Genomic DNA, 18,238 nt, shown 5'->3' with positions numbered 1-18,238 from the left:
GGCAATGTTTGAAAAGGGCGCGGTGCGTTCAGGTGACATCCATCACGATGCTCTTGTGCTGCAGGTAGGCGTCCATGCCCTCCACACCCAGTTCCCGGCCGTAGCCGCTTTGTTTGTAGCCCCCAAAAGGCATTTCAATGCCGATCACGGCGGGTGTGTTGACCGACACCGTGCCGGCCTCTATCCGGGCTGCGAGCTGGTGCCCGCGGGCGAGTGAGCGGGTCCACACCGTGGCCGCCAGGCCGTAGTCGGAGTCGTTGGCCACGCGAATGGCTTCTTCCATGTCCTTGACCCGGATCACCGTGAGCACCGGGCCGAAGATTTCCTCGCGCGCGATCTTCATGTTGTTGTGTGCGTGGTCGAAGATCGTCGCTTCGACAAAAGGGCCGGGCAAGCTTTCCGGCGCCTTGCCGCCGCAGACCAGTCTGGCGCCCTCGGCCAGCGCACTGTCGCAGTAAGCCAGGATGTTTTTCTGCGCCGACTTGTTGATGACCGGGCCCAGCGTGGTCGAGGCCTGCATCGGGTCGCCCACCTTCAGCAGCTTTGCGCGCGCTGCAATTTTTTCCACCAGTTCGTCGGCTACCGACTCCATCACGATGCAGCGTGTGCGTGCCGCGCATTTTTGCCCGGCATGGCCAAACACGCCGGCCGCTGTGCCAATGGCCGCGCGGTCGAGGTCGGCGTCGTCGCAGATGACGGCGGGGGACTTCCCGCCCAGCTCCAGGGTGACGCGCTTGACGGTGCGCGCCGCGGCCTCGGCCACCTGGATGCCCACTTCGGTGGAGCCGGTGAAGGAAACCTTGGCAACGTCGGGGTGCGTGGCCAGCAGCATACCGATGGCGCGCCCCGAGCCCGGCACGACATTAAAGACGCCGCGCGGCAGGCCGGCCTCGACGGCCAGGGCCGCGAAGGCCAGCGTAGACAGCGGTGTTTCACTGGCCGGTTTGACCACCACGGTATTGCCGGCGGCCAGTGCGGGGGCGAGTTTCCAGAGCATCAGCAGCAAGGGGAAGTTCCAGGGCAGGATGAGCGAGCACACGCCCAGGGGCTCGCGCCGGACATAGCGGTGTATCGTCGAACCGCTGGCCACCACGCGGCCATCCAGGCGTTCGGCGCAGCCGGCAAACCACTGCAGGGTGCCTATGGCCGCACGGATGTCGATTTCCGCGTCAGCGATGGTTTTCCCGCCGTGATGCGACTCCAGTGCGACGAATTCCTTAAACCGGCTTTCCAGCGCCCGGGCTATGGCCTGCAGTACCTTGCTGCGCTCTGCGGGCGCCTTTGCGGCCCAACCTGGAGCTGCTGTCTTTGCAGCGGACACCGCGGCATTCAGGTCGTCCGGTGAGGCGTAGCCGCACAGCGTGATCAGCCGGCCGTCGGCCTTGCCAAACACCTCGTGCCGGTCAGTGGTCCTGACATAAGCGCCATCGACATAAATGCACCCCTCGGGTATTTCTGAAAGCAGGCGGGCGTAGTCCTGGGGGCTGTACGAAGCTGACATAAAACTCCTGTTGATCTGTTGATCTGTTGATTAACGATTCGCGCCCGTTGGCATGGAGCCGCCAAGAAACGCACTGCTCAGGTCGCCGGCCGCCAGTAATTCGCTGGAGGCGCTGCTGCGAACCACACGGCCCAGCTGGATCACATAGGCGCGATGCGATACCGACAGCGCCTTGTGCACATTCTGTTCAGCCAGCAATACCGCTGTACCCGAGGCCGTGATGTCCCTGACCCGGTTCAGTACTTCCGTCATCAGCAATGGGGACAGGCCCAGCGACGGTTCGTCCAGCAACAACAGGCGGGGCCGCAGCATCAGCGCACGGCCTATCGCCAGCATCTGTTGCTGGCCCCCGGACAGCGCCCATCCCATGGCCTGTGACTTCTCCTTCAGCGCCGGGAAAAAGGCGTAAACCTCTTCGGCGCGGGCCCGCCCGCCATCCTTGTCCCGGCTGGCGACAAGCAGGTTTTCATGCACCGTCAGGCCCGAAAACACGCGCCGCCCCTCGGGCGAGTAGCCGATGCCGATATCGGCCCGGCTGGCGACGGAACGGGTGGTGATGTCCTTTCCGTCGAAACGCACGACGCCCGAAACGCCGGCAAGCATGCCCATGACGCATTTCATCAGCGTCGATTTGCCTGCGCCGTTGGCGCCCACCAGCGCCACGGCTTCGCCGGCACCTACGCGCAGGCTGACCCCGCGCAAGGCTTCGATCTGGCCGTAGCTGGCAGCCAGTCCTTCTATTTCAAGCAGGGCTGTGTTCATGGCTGCGGCCCCTCGGGCGCGCCCAGGTAGGCTTCGATCACAAGCGGGTTGGCCCGGATTTCAGCGGGCGTGCCTTCTGCGATGACAACGCCGTGGTCCAGGCAAATGATGCGCTGTGCCAGCGGCATCAGGAAGGGCATGTTGTGCTCTATCACCAAAATGGACAGTCCCTTTCTGGAAAATGTGCGCAGGCGGTCGGCCAGGTCGATTTGCTCGTCCTCGTTCAGACCGGCGGCGGGTTCGTCCAGCAGCAGGAGCGAAGGCTCGAGCGCCAGCGCACGCGCAATCTCCACCTTGCGCTTGATGCCATAGGCCAGGCCGCCTGCGCGTGCGCTGGCCGTGTGGGCAATGCCCAGCGCATCCAGCAGGTACACCGCATTGGCGCGTGCCCGTTGCCATGCGGCCTCATGCCAGTCGGCGCCCAGTGCCTGCGACAGTCCGGCCTTCTCAAAGCCGTAGCGGGCGACGGCGACGTTGTCGAGGACCGCCATGTCGTCTACCAGGTTGATGTTCTGGAAGGTGCGTGCGATGCCGCTGCCGGCAATCGTGAAACTCGCTTTTTCATGGATGGCTTCGCCGTTCAACAGCACGCTGCCTGTATCTGCGCGGTAGATGCCGGTGATGACATTGAGCATGGTCGTCTTGCCGGAACCGTTCGGGCCTATGAGCCCCAGGATTTCCCCGTAGGCAACCTTGAATGACACCCCGTCAAGCGCCTTGAGGCCGCCAAAGCGCTTGCGCACATCCTGCACTTCCAGCAGCGTGCCTGCCTGGCCGACGACCGGGCTTTTGTCTGGCAGGGCTGCGGGCTCAGGCAAGGCCGCCGGGCGCTCAGGCCAGAGCTTTGCGCGCCATTGCTCGAGCAGGCCTATCAGCCCGTAAGGCGCCACGATGATCGCCGCCAGCAGTGCAACGCCATAGGCGATCAGGTAATATTTTTCCATGACCCGAAACCATTCGGGCAGGTTGACGATCAGGATCGCGCCGAGGATGGCGCCCGCAATATGCGTGCGCCCGCCCAGCACCGTGATGGTCAGGCAGGCCACCATGATGGGGAACTCCAGCGCTTCCACCGATACCACGCGGATGGAGTGGGCATACAGCGCCCCTGCCAGTCCCGCGAACATGGCCGACAAAAGAAAGGTTGCGTAGCGCAGGCGCGCTGTATCGATGCCTATGGCCTGGGCCGCAACCGGGTTTTCGCGCGAGATCTGCAGTGCCGCGCCGTATAGCCCGCGTGTGATGCGCCATGACAGCAGGGCACCCGCTGCGACGCAGCACCACACGGCGATCATGATGCCCGGGCCCTTTTTGATCTCGTAGCCCAGGACAGACAGGCCGGGTATGCCGGACAGCCCGTTGGAGCCGCCCGTCAGGTCCTGCCAGGCGATGGCTACCAGCAGCAGTACCTGGCCTATGCCCAGGGTGGCCAGCGCAAAGTAGTGTGAGTCAAGCCGTAGCACGGGTGCGGCCACAATGGCAGCGAGTGCCAGCGGCAGGGCGACGGACAGCAGCAGGGTGTATTCGCCGCCCAGCCCGTAGCGCGACCCCAGGATGCCGGTAACGTAGGCGCCGACGCCGAAAAAACTGCCCTGCGTGAGCGCCAGCGCGCCGGCGTGCCCGAAGATGAACTGGTAGCCGAGCGCCAGCAGTGCGTAGATGCCGACAATGGTGAAGAGCCGCATCTGGTAGGCCGACGATATCGTCGTTGCCCACAGTACAAGGCCCAGCACGCCAAGGATCAAAAGCGGCCGGATGCCCGCGCCGCACCATCGCAAGAAATTGCTCATACCCGCTTCTGCACCTTTTCACCAAACAGGCCCTGGGGGCGGAAAAACATGATTGCCAGCAGGCAGATGTAAAGCAGTATGGTCGAGGCGGTCTGTGTGAACAGCCACGGCGCGACGGACTTGAGCGCGGGCACCAGCACCGGCAGCGAGGGCAGCACGACCTCGAACAGCGCAATGATCAGCGCGCCGCAGACGGCGCCCGTCAGGCTGCCCCAGCCGCCTATCGTGACGGCGATGTAGGCCTTGATGACGTAGTTGGAGCCATCCGTGGGCGCAATGAAAAAGGTATTGGACAGCATCAGGCCCGCCGCGCCTGCCAGCGCGGAACCCATGGCAAAGGTCAGTGCGATCATCCGGTTCACGCGTATGCCTATGGCCTCGGCCATTTGCCGGTCCTGGGCTGTGGCCCGCAGTTTGCGGCCTATGCCTGTGTGGTTGAGCAGCAGGTGCTGCAGGGCGATGAGTACCGCCGCCACAAGCACGATGGCCAGTGCCTGCTCGCCTATCGTGACCCCGCCCAGGTCAAATGATCCCTCCCCCAGCAGGGGCGGACCCTTGCGCGGTTCGGCGCCGTTGATCGCATTCGACGAGTTCTGGAAAATGATGCCCAGCGCGATGGTGGAGATAAAAACCGAGACGGGCGGCCTGTCCTTCAGAGGGAAGTAGGCCAGCCAGGAGACCACAAAACCCAGCGCGGCCATCACCACCACCACCATGGGCAGCAGCAGTGCCCCGGGCAGGTGCAGCAGGCCGAACAGGGCAATGGCGACGTAGCCGCCGGCCATGACCATGTCGCCATGCGCAAAGTTGACGGCGCCCGTTGCGTTGAGGATCAGCACAAAACCCAGGGCAAGCAGCGCATAGGAAGCGCCCAGCGCGAGTGCATTGGCAAGAATTTGAAGCAGCATGTCGGCTCCTTGCGTCCTGGTAGCGGCCGGTTATTCGTAGCGCTTGACGATTTTTGGCGTGCGGCTTGCTCCGTCGTAGCAGATGATCATGGCCGAGTGCGCCATGTTGCCCTTGCCGTCGGATTTGTAGGTCATCGCCAGTCCCTTGTATTTGTTTTCGGCCAGGGCCTTGCGCATGTCCTCGGCGGACCTCGCGCCTTTGGTTGCGGCATCTATGAGCATGGCCGTGGCGTCGTACTGGCCCACGGCGAAGCCGTCCGGCTCGGACTTGAACTCGGCGCGGTACTGTGTGAGGAATTTATCCATCTCGCTGCTGCCGCCGGCGACGGGGGCTGCATTGGTTTCCGCGCAGACGCCCTGGAGTTCGGCAGGCTCCAGCAGGGCTGCCGTCGAGGGCTGGGCTAGCCCCGAACCGGCGACGATGGGCAGGTTCAGCCTGGCTGCCGCCGCCTGTTTGAGAAACAGGGCGGAAGGTCCTCCGTGCAGGTGCAGCATGATGACGTCAGGTTTGGCCGCCTGCACCTTGCCGATGACGGCCGACATGTCCTTGACCGTCACGTCCAGGGCCTCTTCCATGACGGGGGCGATGTTCGCCTTTTTCAGCAGCGCCGCGATATGTTCGTGCCCGCTCTGGCCATAGGCCGTGGTCTGGTACACAAGGGCAACGCGTTTTTTCTTGAGGTCTTCCAGCACGTATCGGACATGCGCCGCCTTGGCCACCGCATCGCCCGGGAAGAAGCGGAACACATAGGGGTTGTTTTTCTCCGTGATGCTGGCCGTGCCCGAAACGGTCACGAGCGGGACCTTGTTTTCCAGTGCGATGGGCAGCATGGCCAGCATCTGGGGGCCCAGCATGGAAGCCGCCACCGCGGTCACCTTGCCGCGTCCCAGTGAGCGTTCGAGTGCCGTGGTTGCGCCTTCGGGCGATGCGCCTGTATCGCTTACTTCGGCGCGCACCTTGACCGACGCCGGTGCATTCTTGACAGCGAGCAGTGCGCCGTTTCTCTGGCTGGTTCCTTCCAGTGCGAGAAAGCCGGTGACCGGCACCAGCACGGGAAGATAGATCTCGGCTGTCTGCGCCCGCGCCGCGAGCGGCAGCACCAGCAGGGAAACGGACAATGCGACAAGGCTGGGGCGAAATATACCGGGGTTGCTCATGATGACCTCCTTTAAAAAACGACGTGGGCTGACAAAACCGTTCTACGCGATACCGGCAAGGCGGCCATCAATTGGCGGGGGGACTGGATGCCTGCCATGCAGAAAGCATGCCGGCCGCGCAGGCCTATTTGTTGGTGCTGGCGCCGGCACTCTTGACAATCTCCGCCCATTTCACGGACTCGCTGCGTACATATTCGGAAAATGCCTCGGGTGTGCCGGACTCGGGCTCCGCGCCCAGGTCGCGCAACTGCTTTTGCACGTCAGCCATCTTCAATACGCTGGCCAATGACTGGTTGATTTTTTCCGTAACCGGCCGGGGCAAGGCTGCCGGTGCGAAGATGCCGAACCACGCGCTGGCTTCGTAGCCGGGCACGCCGCCTTCGACCATGGTCGGTACGTTGGGCAGGTTTGAACTGCGCGTCTTGCTGGTGATGGCGAGTGCGCGCAGCCTGCCGGAATTGACATACGGAAGCGCCGTGGCCTGCAGGTCAAACATCAGCTTGACATGGCCCGCGAGCACATCGCTGAGTGCGGGTGCGCTGCCCTTGTAAGGCACGTGCAGCAGGTTGATGCGCGAGGCTCCCTCAAGCAACACGCCGGCCAGATGGTTGGATGTTCCTGGACCTGCGGACGCGTACGTGATTTCCCCCGGTTTTGCCCGGGCCATGGCAACCAGGTCCTGCAGGCTGGCCGCAGCAAAGGAGGGGTGGGCAACCAGCACAAAGGCGACGGAGGCAAGGGGCGCTACGGCAGTGAAGTCCTTCACTGGGTCGTAACCGACCTTGTTCATTGCCGGGTTGATGGCGTGCGAGCTGACTGTTCCCATCAGCAGGGTATAACCATCTGCCGGGGCCGACGCGACTGCTTTTGCGCCTATGGCGGTACCGGCGCCGGCCCGGTTGTCCACGATGACCGGCTGGCCCCAGAGAACGCTGAGTTTTTGCCCGACGGTGCGTGCAAGGATGTCGGCAGAACCGCCTGGCGGATAGGGCACCACCAGGGTCACGGGCCGGCTCGGGTAGCCGGTTTGCGCGTGCAGGGCACCCGCAAAGAGGGAGGCAAAAAACAGGGCGTGAAATGCCAGTGCCAGCCGCCGGTATGAGTTCATGTTTTTATTCATGGGTCCATGGGGGTGAGTCGGGGTCGCCGTCATGGAAGACTGTATCTAATGAGCAGGCGCGACGCGATCCACCTCGGGTATCTCCGGAATTTCCACGCTGTAGGGCGCGATGTCTTCGCGGATTTGCTGGAGCGCGCGCTGGATGATAAAAATCTCTTCATCGGGATGGGTCGCGCCCAGCCCATGCTCGGCGGCCAGCGCGCGGTTGTGGCCTGCGCGCGCACGTTCGCCTTCAGGCAGGTTGACCACGGCATAAACGCCGTTGAGCAGGCTTCCGCGAAGTTTTTTGGCAAACTTTTGCCCTATCAAGGCCCTGTCCGTCGCCGTCAGGTCTTCAAAAAACCTGCGCATGATGATGCGGCCGAACTGGATATGGCGCGCCTCATCCCGCAGGATCAGCTGGCAGGCACTGCGGACCGACTCGAAACGGGCATTCTCATAGCGTGCCTTGAGCAGTTCCCCCGACAGTTGCTCAAACAGGGTGTTGACGGCAAGCCCTGCGTAAAACGACATGGCCTTCTCGTCCCTCTCGTCGTGAAAGCGCGGTATGACCGACTTGAAATAATCTGCGCGCGGCTCGTCCTGGTAAGCCGCCAGCCCGCGGGCGACGAGGAAGGAAGCCTCGTGATGGCGCAGTTCTTCGGCAATGAAGTTGACGATGTGCTGCTTGATCTCAAATGGCTGGTGGTCAAAAATCGCTTCCCGCAGGCGCTCTGTGCCGTAGGGGATGGCGCCGTGCTCCATCCAGGCGCGCAGGCTCCACCATTCGGCGCCGGCTTCCCGGATTTCGGTGGAGAGTTCGGCCTCGCGGAGATCCGAGAAATCAATCAGGGCGGGATTCCATGCCAGCTCACGCGCCTGCTCGCAGAGTCGCCAGACTTCCGGGTACTCGACCTCGGATTTGATGGGGTAGGGGTTGGGAACCGGGTTGAGTTCTTCCAGCAGTGAGGCTTGCATGACGACGCTTTCAATCAGGTGGGCATTGACGATGAAATCCGGTGACGTTTTGATGACGTTTGTCGCATTCTGGGATAGCCTGGAAATTCCGTCTAATACCGTTTGTATGAGCTGGTGATAGTTTTTATGAATCACCAGCGCTAGAATCTACGCATGGACCTTCGTCAACTCCGGCAATTCGTTGCAGTCGCGGAAGAGCGCAGTTTCCGGCGCGCCGCCGAACGGCTGCATGTCTCCCAGCCGCCCCTGAGCGTTGCCGTGCAAAGGCTTGAAGCCGATGTGGGCGTGATGCTGCTGGACCGTACCCGGCATCACGTGCGCCTGACTGTGGCGGGAGAGGCTTTCCTGCGTGAAGCGCGGCGCACACTGGCGCATGCCCAGCTGTCGATCGAGATTGCGCAACGGGCGGCTGTCGGCAAGCTCGGCACGCTGCGGCTTTCATTTGTGCCGAGTGCCGCGCTTGGTGTGGTGCCCAGGCTGCTGCGTGCCTTTCGGGAGGATTACCCGGACGTCAAGCTGGTACTGGCGAGCGACACGTCGTCACAGCAGAAGGCCGCGCTGATAAGCGGTGCCATGGATGTCGGAATCGTGGTGCCGCCCCTGCACGATGCCGAGGATTTCCGGGTCGACCGTTTCTGCGAACAGGAGCTCATCCTGGCGGTACCCGATTCCCACCCCCTGGCCAGCCAGACGCGTGTCCAGTTGCGGGACCTGGCTTCGGAGTCGTTTATCGGTTTTCCGTCCAGGGAGGGGCCAGGTTTTGAGAGTGTGGTGATGGCCGCGTGCCAGGACTGCGGTTTTGTTCCCAACTTCGTGCAGGTCGCCTCGGAAATGCAGACGATTCTCGCCCTGGTGAGCAGCGGCCTGGGCATTGCGCTTGTGCCCGAGGCGATGCAGGCAGTCAAGGCCGACCACGTGGCTTATCTCCAGGTCCGGCGGCGCAACGCGGCTGTCAAGTACTCGCTGGTGCTGGCCTTCAGCCCTTCGAATACGAATCCGGCGCTGGATGCCTTTGTGTCCGTAGCGCACCGGTTCAGCCGTCAGTGAGACGGCACCGGCGAAGGCCCCGGTATCCGCGAGGCGTTTGTCCCGCACTCAATCAATACCTGACGCTACAAACTTCCAGTGCGTTGAGCCCGAGGTCGGTGATGGCATAGCCGTCCCGGGCATTCCCGCTCAGGAAACCATGCCCTGACAGGGATTCCACGGTTCTCAGGCCGTGGGCGCGGGTCTTGTGGGCTTGCGGCTGCCCGCGTTCGGAGGGCGGCAACCCGACAATCCTGAACCCGTAGCGTGCATCCTCCAGGCATTCATACTGTTTGTAGGTCAGCGTTTTGAGCGGCAACGTGCCGGTGCTGTTGCCGCTCCACTCGAACTGTGGTGGTGCATAACTGACCTGATAGGCTTGCGGATCCACCGCAGGTACGGAAACCGGGACGGGCAAGGCTCTGGTTTTGTTGCGCCGGTACAGCCAGAGGCCAAGTACTCCCAGTGCAAGCAGAAAAATGACACACAACACCACAATCACTATCGGCCCCGTTTATTACCCTGTGTAATTATCGATACAAAGCCCAACATTTGACCGGTATCCGGGGCTGCAGTTGTCGCTTTAGTGTCCTGCACCAAGTGGCGGAGCGGCAGCAGTGCGGGCCAGTTGTCAAACGCCCAACTCGAAGTGTGCGTCCCCCATGTAGCGCTCCGCACCAAAAGCCGCCTGTGTGGCTGCCATTTCGGCTTCTTCCCACTGGTCTGCCAGCAACTGCTCCGCAGGCGAGATCGGCCAGGGACGAGGGTGGTCGCCATGGGCTTGCAGCAGCTTGAGGTAGGCCTGGTACACCGGCACCACCAGGCTCGCGTCACCCAGCGATGTTTCGAGGGCTGTACGAAAGCGCTGTGCGGCCTGTTCACGTGCTGTTTCGGTCACTTCTTCTGCGGTGAAGATCTTTAATGTGTAGGACATGGCGGGTGACTATATCGCCATGCCGAGGCACGCGCGTGGGCATGTGTGTTTGCGCAGGCGTTGCTGGATAAGGCTGCATGTAAGAATTAATTTCGTTACCTCTCTTGCATTAGGCGGGCGCTTTAAATTTTTTGCAGACGTACGATGCGTTCTTTTTCAAGGAAGCGTCACATGGCAACACCGTTTTTTGGCAAGCGCGATATCGATACCCCCACCACATCAGGCCATCTGCGCCAAGGCGCGTCCACTGGCCTGTCCGGTGGGTATGGAGCACAGCAGGCTGCCAGCCCGCAAGCCAATGCCAAACCCGTGGTTGAAGCGGTGCCGACAGCCGCAGCCGCCAGCAGTGTCACGGAGGGCGGCAGCAAGCTGACCGTAGGTCCGAATATCAAACTCAAGGGTGTTGAAATCACCGACTGCGACACGCTGGTAGTCGAAGGCCTGGTCGAGGCCACGATGGACTCACGTGTGATCCAGATCTCTGAGCAGGGCGCTTTCAAGGGCTCCGCTGAAATCGACGTGGCCGAAATCCGGGGCGAGTTCAATGGCAACCTCACGGTGCGCCAGAAGCTGGTGATCTACTCGACCGGCAAGGTCACAGGCACCATTCGTTATGGCAAGCTGGTGATTGAGGAAGGTGGCCAGCTGGCCGGCGAGATACTGTTCGGCGCAGTACCCAAGGCGCCGGCCCTCGCCAAAGTGGGCTAAGCAGACTGCTGACAACCGGTGGCGTTGCAAGGACGCCAGTGTGACCCTGTGAGTCCGGCCCGGGCATTGGCACGAAGTTGGACCTGCAGGGCGCAAGTCGTCTGCTCCTCGTTTTGTATCGCCAGCGGACAGAGGGCTTCTGACGCTGCTGTGCCTGCAGAAAATATTTCCCTGGCCCCGGCTCCTTCGGCCATGTTCATGCTGACCGTTCAGGGCGTGCATATCCCATTTTTCCCGGACCAAGCTGCCCTGTGCACTATGGATGCAGGTGACGCGTGGTCTGACTTGTCAGCCGCCGCGCCACCAGTGCGAACCCAAACCAGTCGTCGTTAAACCAGCGAACGAAGGCGGCAGCGTGAGCGTTGCAGGCGAAACGCTGCGGGCGCACCAGCGAAGCAGGGGTCATGGCCGCACCGAAAACAGCTGTAAAGCGTAACGAATGGTGCGTCGGCACGGCCGGCCTGTTTGCGAAAAACTCGCTGGTCCGGCAGGCTCTTCTCTAGAAACGAGGTAAATCGGGGTGTGCTATCTTCCCGCCGCGCACCAGCATTTTTCCGTACTCGGCGCAACGGTTCAAGGTGGGAATCACCTTGCCCGGATTGAGCAAACCCTTTGCATCAAACGCGCGCTTGACACCAAACATCTGCTCGTTTTCTTCGGCCGAGAACTGCACGCACATGGAGTTGAGTTTTTCCACGCCAACACCGTGTTCCCCGGTCACCGTGCCGCCCATGGCGACACTGGTTTCAAGGATGTCGGCGCCAAACAGTTCACATCGGCGCAACTGGTCTGCATCGTTGGCGTCGAACAGGATCAGCGGGTGCAGGTTGCCGTCGCCCGCATGGAAAACATTGGCGCAGCGCAACTGGTATTTTTTTTCCATCCCGGCAATCGCCAGCAAAATGTCGGCCAGGCGTTTGCGTGGAATGGTCGAGTCCATGCACATGTAGTCGGGGCTGATGCGGCCCGATGCCGGGAAGGCGTTTTTACGGCCGCTCCAGAAGCGCAGGCGCTCGGCTTCATTCTGGCTGACTGCTATCGCGGTTGCGCCGCAACGCGTCAGGACATCGCTCATGCGGCTGATTTCTTCCTCGACTTCTTCTGGCGTGCCGTCGCTTTCGCACAGCAGGATCGCCGCTGCGTCGAGGTCATAACCCGCATGCACAAAATCCTCAACTGCTGCCGTCATGGGCTTGTCCATCATCTCCAGCCCTGCCGGAATAATGCCCGCGGCAATGACGGCTGCAACGGCATCGCCGGCCTTGCGCAAATCATCGAAGCTGGCCATGATGCAGCGCGCCAGTTGCGGTTTGGGTATCAGCTTCACTGTCACCTCTGTCGTCACTGCCAGCATGCCCTCGCTGCCGATGACGATGCTCAGCAGGTCATACCCCGGCGCATCGAGCGCGTCGCTGCCAAACTCGACTTCTTCACCTTCGATGGTGAAACCCTTGACCTTGAGCACGTTGTGCACCGTCAGGCCGTATTTCAGGCAATGCACGCCGCCCGAGTTTTCCGCCACGTTGCCGCCTATGGTGCAGGCAATCTGGCTGGATGGGTCGGGTGCGTAATACAGGCCGTGGGGGGCGGCCGCTTCTGAGATTGCCAGGTTGCGCACGCCGCCCTGCACGACAGCGCTGCGGCTGACCGGGTCGAGTTTGAGGATTTTGTTGAATTTGGCCAGCGACAGCGTGACGCCCAGCTTGTGCGGCATCGCGCCGCCGGAGAGGCCTGTGCCCGCGCCGCGTGCCACAACCGGCACGTCCATCGCATGACAGGTTTTGAGGACGGCCTGCACCTGGGCACAGGTTTCGGGCAAGGCCACGACCAGCGGCCGCTGGCGGTAGGCGGTCAGTCCATCGCATTCGTAGGGAGTGGTGTCCTCGCTGTTCCATAACAGGGCATGTGCCGGCAATACGGCTCTAAGCGCCTGCACCACCTGCGCTTTCCGTTGTGCTCTTTCGGTGCTTGAGGGGGGGGCATTCATGGTCCGGTTCCTGTTTGACCCCAGACTTTAGGGCAAGCGGGGGCTTTCGGGTTGAAGAAATTTAAGGCATTCTGTGAAAATGCGGGGCTGCGCGAGGGGCAAGGGATTCCGCGCGGCCGCTGACCGTGGCAGTAAGGACGAGCATTTGCTTGTACGCCACTGTTGATTCTGTAAATTTTCATTCTTATTTGAGGAGTGTGTATGAAACGTTTATCCATCCTGTGCGCCGCCATTGCATTTATTCTTGCCGGCTGTGCGACCGCGCCAGGGGACGCCGTGTCATCTGCCTCGCCGCCGCAAACGATGGCCTGCAAGGCAAGCAGCGAGCAGGAGATCGCGGCCCTGTTCGACCGGTGGAATGACTCGCTTAAGACGGACGATCCCCGCAAGGTGGTTGCCAACTATGCAAGCAAATCGATTCTTCTGGCCACTGTCTCCAATCAACCCAGGCTGACCGCTGCCGAGAAGGAAGACTACTTCCAGCACTTTCTCGAGAACAAGCCGGTTGGAAAAATCGACTCAAGGTTCATCGTGATCGGCTGTAACTCGGCTCTTGATGCGGGGCTTTACACCTTCAGTTTCGGCAAGACGGGAGCCCAGGTCAAGGCGCGTTATAGCTATACCTACAGCTGGGATGGATCGCAGTGGCTGATTACAAGCCACCACTCCTCGGCCATGCCGGAGAAAAACTGAACAGGGTTGATGCTGGTTTTTCCGGTGGTAGCCGGACGTCCGGCGCCCTGAATCAGGCGATCGATTTTCTGAGCCAGTCGGCAAATGCGGCGCATTCCCAGCGGTCCATGGTGCCGGTGCGCCAGCACAGGTAGTGGGCGTGCGGGCTGGGGACGTTGCTGCTGAACACAGCGTTGTTGCCCAGGCGCACCAGTGAGCCGTTTTCCAGCCAGGGAGCGCCCAGCTTGAGCCTGACCAGCGCTATGCCCATGCCTGCCGCCGCCGAGTCACACATCAGGCCGATGTCGTTGAATTGAGAGCCGTCTGCCGGCTCGGGCCAGTCAAGGTGCTTGGCCGCGAACCAGGTGCGCCACGGTTCCAGCGGGGAGCGCAGCAGGCTTTCACCTTCAAGGTCTTCTGGCGACTCGAAGGGGCCGTGCTCACGCACAAAAGCCGGGGAGGCCAGCGGCGTGACCTCGTCCCTGATCAGGCACACATGCTCCAGATCGGCATAACGCCCGGTGCCGAAACGCACGATCAGGTCGGCATCTTCGGCCACCACATCCAGTAGAGGAATCGACACCTGCAGGGTCAGGTCTATCTCGGGGTAGGCTTCGGTGAACTGACGCAGGCGCGGGATCAGGATGGAACGCGCAAACGTGGGTGTGACGGCCAGCCGTAGTTTGCGTTTGCCGGGCGTGCCGCTGGTGCCGGCCGCGCCCGGGAACTTCTGCAGAGTCGCCAGGCCCTCGCGCACGTGCGCCAGGTATTCGCTGCCCTCGGTGGTCAGGGAAAAGTCGGCCCGGCCAAACAACCTGGTGCCTATGATTTGCTCCAGCTGCTTGACGCGGTGGCTGACCGCGCTGGGCGTGACGCAGAGTTCTTCAGACGCCTGCGTCACGCTGCGCAGGCGCGCCAGTGCCTCAAAAGTGAGAAGACACTGGATAGGCGGAATGCGGCCAGCAGTAGCCATATCAAGAGGCGCTTGATACCGCGCGCGCCGATGAATGCGTTTCTTCGCAAGCAGGGGCCGCGGGACCGGCTTTGCCGGACCGCAGGCGCAGCGGCCCCCTCGGGGGGCAGGAAGCTACACGCAGTGAGCGACCGTGGGGGCTCATCTACTTAAAGATGACCGTCTTGTGGCCGTTCAGCAGCACACGGTGTTCACTGTGCCATTTCACGGCTCTGGCCAATACGCGGCTTTCGGTGTCCTTGCCGCGGGCCGTCAGGTTCTCGACCGTGTCCTTGTGGTCCACGCGGGTAACGTCCTGCTCGATGATGGGGCCTTCGTCCAGGTCGGCGGTCACATAGTGGGCGGTGGCGCCTATGACCTTCACGCCGCGGTCATGTGCCTGGTAATAGGGTTTTGCGCCCTTGAAGCTGGGCAGCATGCTGTGGTGGATATTGATGGCCCGGCCGGCGAGTTTTTTGCACATGTCGTTGCTCAGCACCTGCATGTAACGGGCCAGCACCACCAGCTCCGCGCCTTCGGATTCGATGATTTCCAGCTGTTTTGCTTCGGCCTGCGCCTTGGTGTCGGCCGTCACCGGGATGTGGTGAAAGGGCACGTTGTAGCTCGCCGCGAGCTGGTAAAAATCGCGGTGGTTGCTGATGATGGCGCGCACATCCACCGGCAGCAGGCCGGACTTGGCGCGGAACATCAGGTCGTTCAGGCAGTGCCCGTCGCGGCTGACCAGGATCACGGTGCGCATGGCCGATTCCGTGGAGTGCAGCTTCCAGCTCATCTGGAAGGGTTCTGCAAAAGCAAGCAGCCGGGCCTTGAGTTCTTCGTGGCTCAGTTTGTCGCAGGCAAACTGTACGCGCATGAAAAACAGGCCGGTGTCGTTGTCGTTGTACTGCGCGGCCTCTTCAATATTGCCGCCGTGTTCGAGCAAAAAGCCGGAAACAGCGTGAACAATGCCCATGCGGTCCGGGCAGGACAGGGTAAGGATGAAAGCGTGATTCATAGGTGGGCAATTGTCGCAGGTGGCGAAGGGAGCTGCCCGCCCAGGATTGAATTCCCGGTGCGCTAGCCCTTCAGGAGTGCCAGAATGCAAAAACTACGCAGGAGACTGACATGGCCCAGCAGGATTTCAACATGGAGCACCACTGGCTCCCCTTCACACCGAATCGCAGCTTTAAAAAAGACCCGCGTGTTTTTGTCGCCGCCGAGGGCATGCATTTCACGACACACGATGGCAAACAGGTGCTGGACGGCATCTCCAGCCTGTGGTGTGTGGGCGCGGGCCACAATCGCAAGCCGATCAATGAAGCGATCAAAAAACAGCTGGACACCCTGGACTACGCCACGGCTTTCCAGGCCAGCAACGACCAGGCGTTCAAGGCTGCCGACATGATTGCAGCCATGGCGCCGGGTGAGCTCAACAAGGTGCTGTTTTGCAACTCGGGCTCGGAAGCTGCCGATACCGCGCTGAAAGCGGCACTGGCCTACCACCGTGCGCGCGGTGAAGGGCACCGCAATGTGTTCATAGGCCGGGAGCGCGGCTACCACGGGGTTGGTTTTGGCGGCATGAGCGTGGGCGGCATCCCGGCCAACCGCAAGGTGTTTGGCGCCGCCTTGCTGCCGCGTGTGGACCACCTGCGCTTTATCCACGATCCGGTGAAGCATGCCTATATCAATGGCATTGAGCCGGAGTGGCAGGAGGACATCCTGCTGGAGCTGGAAAACCGCATCCTGCCGCTACACGATCCGAGCAATATCGCCGCCGTGATCGTCGAGCCGGTGGCGGGCAGTGCGGGCTGGTATTTGCCGCCCAGGGGTTACTTGAAGCGTTTGCGCGAGATCTGCGACAAAAACGGCATCTTGCTGATTTTTGATGAGGTGATCACCGGTTTTGGCCGTTTGGGAACCGGCTTTGGCGCTGACTATTACGGTGTGGTGCCGGACATGCTGACCTTTGCCAAGTGTGTGACCAATGGTGTGATTCCGCTGGGCGGCGTGATCTGCTCCGACCGCATTTACGGCGCCATGATGCAGGCCAACGAAGGCGCGCCCGAGCATGCGATCGAATTTTTCCATGGTTACACCTACTCGGGCCACCCTGTGGCTTGTGCTGCGGCGATTGCCACGCTCAATCTGCTCAAGGAGGAAAAACTGGTTGAACGCGCCGGGCAGATGGGCAAGGTGCTGGGTGACGCCATGCACGCTGGTCTCAAGGGCTTGCCCAATGTGACCGGCATTCGTTGTCTTGGCCTGGCTGGCGCGGTGGAGCTCGCATCAATACCGGGTGCACCGGGCAAACGTGCCTATGACATTTTCATCAGCTGCTTCCACAAGGGTGTTCTGGTGCGGCCTGCCGGCGAGAACCTGGTGCTGGCGCCGCCTTATATCGTGGAGCAGGCCCACATTGACCAGATGGTCGGCACACTGGCGGACGCGATTCGGCAGCATGCCTGAATATCCCTACTAAACCAGTCGGATATGAATTGACAGAAAAAAGCATAAGGCAAACAATGAATCTTTAGTGAATCAATGTTTCACTAATGAATCAAAAATCCAATCAACGGCCACCCTTCTGAAGAGAAAAGCATGAGCACTTCAACCGGCGATCAAGAGTTTCCATGGCATGAGGTCGCATCGCGCGACCAGCTCGATCCAGACTTCCCGGTGGGCGTCGAGGTCAACGGCCAGAAGCTGGGCCTGTTCCTGGTGGGCGACGAAGTGCACGCGCTTGAGGATGTGTGCCCCCATGCCTACGCATTGCTGTCCCAGGGTTTCCAGGAAGACGGCGTGATCGAGTGTCCGCTGCATGCCGCGCGTTTTGACATTGCCACCGGCAAATGCCTGGTTGAAATCGGCCAGCGCGACCTGCATTGCTACCCGACCCGGGTACAGGAAGGTCGTGTCCAGGTCCAGATACCCATCATGAAAGTCGCAGCATGAGCAACGTAACCGCCGGCACGCCGGCCATTGAATTTATCGGGGTGGACAAGCGCTTTCCCGCGCGCGGCAACTCGAAAGAAGTCCTGGCCGCGACGAATGTCAGTTTTTCAATCGCGCAGGGCGAGGTGGTTTCCATCATCGGGCCTTCAGGCTGCGGCAAAAGCACCCTGCTCAACATGGGCTCGGGCCTGGCCAAACCCAGTGCCGGCATCGTCAAGGTGGCGGGCCAGGTGGTGGAGGGGCCAAATCCGCATGTGTCCTTCATGCTGCAAAAAGACCTGTTGATGCCCTGGCGAACGATTTCCCAGAACATCGAGTTCGGGCTGGAGTTGCGCGGTGTTCCGGCGGCTGACCGGGCCAAGGTATCGGACAAACTGCTGGCGCAATGCCATCTTGGCGGTTTTGGCGCCAACTACCCGCACCAGCTCTCCGGCGGCATGCGCCAGCGCGCGGCGCTGGCCAGGACGCTGGCCGTGGATCCGCTGGTGTTGCTGATGGATGAGCCTTTCTCGGCGCTGGATGCCCAGACCAAGATGATCCTGCAACAGGATCTGGCCCATACCGTTGCCGCCCACAAAAAGACGGTTCTGTTTATTACCCACGACCTGGTCGAAGCCGTTGCGCTGTCGGACCGCATCCTCGTCATGAGCGAGCGTCCCGGCACCATCGTCGAGGAAATCACCGTGGACCTGCCTGACCGCAGCAACCCGATGGCCAGGCGCAAGCGTGCTGAAGTGGGGCCTTATGTCGCCCGGCTGATGGATCTGCTCAAGATCGACGCCAGCACCGAAGTCCACTGATCATTTCCCCT

The 18,238-nt window shown here is 61.5% G+C and carries 18 protein-coding genes; 6 read left to right on the top strand and 12 right to left on the bottom strand.

Annotated elements, in window-relative coordinates; translation table 11 throughout:
- Positions 1–28 precede the first annotated feature (28 nt).
- The 7 genes from ACFQND_RS09105 to ACFQND_RS09075 all read right to left on the bottom strand — a co-directional run bounded on the left by ACFQND_RS09105 (position 29) and on the right by ACFQND_RS09075 (position 8,196).
- Positions 29–1,501: an aldehyde dehydrogenase family protein gene (locus ACFQND_RS09105; RefSeq protein ID WP_371439052.1), complete on the bottom strand. Its 1,473-nt coding sequence runs from the start codon at positions 1,499–1,501 to the stop codon at positions 29–31.
- Between the two features lie 30 nt (positions 1,502–1,531).
- Positions 1,532–2,263 carry an ABC transporter ATP-binding protein gene (locus ACFQND_RS09100; protein ID WP_371439051.1) on the bottom strand — a complete coding sequence of 244 codons (732 nt, stop codon included), beginning with the start codon at positions 2,261–2,263 and terminating at the stop codon, positions 1,532–1,534.
- Complete coding sequence (locus ACFQND_RS09095; RefSeq protein ID WP_371439050.1) at positions 2,260–4,053, bottom strand: branched-chain amino acid ABC transporter ATP-binding protein/permease; 1,794 nt, start codon at positions 4,051–4,053, stop codon at positions 2,260–2,262. The genes ACFQND_RS09100 and ACFQND_RS09095 overlap by 4 nt, the downstream gene beginning before the upstream one ends.
- Positions 4,050–4,961: a branched-chain amino acid ABC transporter permease gene (locus tag ACFQND_RS09090; RefSeq protein ID WP_371439049.1), complete on the bottom strand. Its 912-nt coding sequence runs from the start codon at positions 4,959–4,961 to the stop codon at positions 4,050–4,052. The genes ACFQND_RS09095 and ACFQND_RS09090 overlap by 4 nt, the downstream gene beginning before the upstream one ends.
- Positions 4,962–4,991: 30 nt before the next feature.
- Complete coding sequence (locus ACFQND_RS09085; protein ID WP_371439048.1) at positions 4,992–6,119, bottom strand: ABC transporter substrate-binding protein; 1,128 nt, start codon at positions 6,117–6,119, stop codon at positions 4,992–4,994.
- 124 nt (positions 6,120–6,243) lie between these two features.
- Complete coding sequence (locus ACFQND_RS09080; protein WP_377413177.1) at positions 6,244–7,227, bottom strand: Bug family tripartite tricarboxylate transporter substrate binding protein; 984 nt, start codon at positions 7,225–7,227, stop codon at positions 6,244–6,246.
- 57 nt (positions 7,228–7,284) lie between these two features.
- On the bottom strand, positions 7,285–8,196 hold the full coding sequence (locus ACFQND_RS09075) for a hypothetical protein (RefSeq protein WP_371439046.1): 912 nt from the start codon (positions 8,194–8,196) through the stop codon (positions 7,285–7,287).
- Between the two features lie 153 nt (positions 8,197–8,349).
- Between ACFQND_RS09075 and ACFQND_RS09070 the strand changes: the two genes are divergently transcribed.
- The gene (locus ACFQND_RS09070) at positions 8,350–9,243 is read left to right on the top strand and encodes a LysR family transcriptional regulator (RefSeq protein ID WP_371439045.1); all 894 of its coding nucleotides are present in this window, start codon (positions 8,350–8,352) and stop codon (positions 9,241–9,243) included.
- A gap of 52 nt (positions 9,244–9,295) precedes the next feature.
- Here the strand turns inward: ACFQND_RS09070 and ACFQND_RS09065 are convergent, their stop codons facing one another.
- Entirely contained in the window at positions 9,296–9,640 is a 345-nt protein-coding gene (locus ACFQND_RS09065; protein ID WP_371439044.1) for a hypothetical protein, read from the bottom strand.
- A 213-nt stretch (positions 9,641–9,853) separates the two neighbouring features.
- Complete coding sequence (locus tag ACFQND_RS09060) at positions 9,854–10,156, bottom strand: hypothetical protein (protein ID WP_371439043.1); 303 nt, start codon at positions 10,154–10,156, stop codon at positions 9,854–9,856.
- 171 nt (positions 10,157–10,327) lie between these two features.
- On the opposite strand from ACFQND_RS09060, the gene ACFQND_RS09055 reads away from it, so the two are divergent.
- Positions 10,328–10,864: a bactofilin family protein gene (locus tag ACFQND_RS09055; RefSeq protein ID WP_371439042.1), complete on the top strand. Its 537-nt coding sequence runs from the start codon at positions 10,328–10,330 to the stop codon at positions 10,862–10,864.
- A 499-nt stretch (positions 10,865–11,363) separates the two neighbouring features.
- Here ACFQND_RS09055 and ACFQND_RS09050 read toward each other — a convergent pair whose 3' ends face one another.
- A complete protein-coding gene (locus ACFQND_RS09050) occupies positions 11,364–12,851 on the bottom strand; it encodes an FAD-linked oxidase C-terminal domain-containing protein (protein WP_371439041.1) in 1,488 nt (495 codons plus the stop codon).
- A 201-nt stretch (positions 12,852–13,052) separates the two neighbouring features.
- Here ACFQND_RS09050 and ACFQND_RS09045 point away from each other — a divergent pair, with 201 nt between their 5' ends.
- Positions 13,053–13,544: a DUF4440 domain-containing protein gene (locus ACFQND_RS09045; protein ID WP_371439040.1), complete on the top strand. Its 492-nt coding sequence runs from the start codon at positions 13,053–13,055 to the stop codon at positions 13,542–13,544.
- Positions 13,545–13,596: 52 nt separating this feature from the next.
- Here the strand turns inward: ACFQND_RS09045 and ACFQND_RS09040 are convergent, their stop codons facing one another.
- The gene (locus tag ACFQND_RS09040) at positions 13,597–14,496 is read right to left on the bottom strand and encodes a LysR substrate-binding domain-containing protein (RefSeq protein WP_371439039.1); all 900 of its coding nucleotides are present in this window, start codon (positions 14,494–14,496) and stop codon (positions 13,597–13,599) included.
- Positions 14,497–14,641: 145 nt separating this feature from the next.
- Positions 14,642–15,490: a formyltetrahydrofolate deformylase gene (gene purU, locus ACFQND_RS09035; RefSeq protein ID WP_371439038.1), complete on the bottom strand. Its 849-nt coding sequence runs from the start codon at positions 15,488–15,490 to the stop codon at positions 14,642–14,644.
- A gap of 110 nt (positions 15,491–15,600) precedes the next feature.
- Between purU and ACFQND_RS09030 the strand changes: the two genes are divergently transcribed.
- The 3 genes from ACFQND_RS09030 (at position 15,601) to ACFQND_RS09020 (ending at position 18,227) form a co-directional block, all read left to right on the top strand.
- The gene (locus tag ACFQND_RS09030; RefSeq protein WP_371439037.1) at positions 15,601–16,941 is read left to right on the top strand and encodes an aminotransferase class III-fold pyridoxal phosphate-dependent enzyme; all 1,341 of its coding nucleotides are present in this window, start codon (positions 15,601–15,603) and stop codon (positions 16,939–16,941) included.
- A gap of 132 nt (positions 16,942–17,073) precedes the next feature.
- Positions 17,074–17,427, top strand: a complete 354-nt coding sequence (locus ACFQND_RS09025; protein ID WP_371439036.1) for a non-heme iron oxygenase ferredoxin subunit — start codon at positions 17,074–17,076, stop codon at positions 17,425–17,427.
- Positions 17,424–18,227, top strand: a complete 804-nt coding sequence (locus ACFQND_RS09020) for an ABC transporter ATP-binding protein (RefSeq protein WP_371439035.1) — start codon at positions 17,424–17,426, stop codon at positions 18,225–18,227. The genes ACFQND_RS09025 and ACFQND_RS09020 overlap by 4 nt, the downstream gene beginning before the upstream one ends.
- The last annotated feature ends 11 nt before the right edge of the window (positions 18,228–18,238 follow it).

Origin of the sequence: Polaromonas aquatica (genome assembly GCF_042659145.1) — a bacterium.
Taxonomy (GTDB): domain Bacteria; phylum Pseudomonadota; class Gammaproteobacteria; order Burkholderiales; family Burkholderiaceae_C; genus Polaromonas; species Polaromonas aquatica.
Note: the sequence above shows the minus strand (reverse complement) of the source record. Positions and strands in the feature narration are given on the sequence as shown.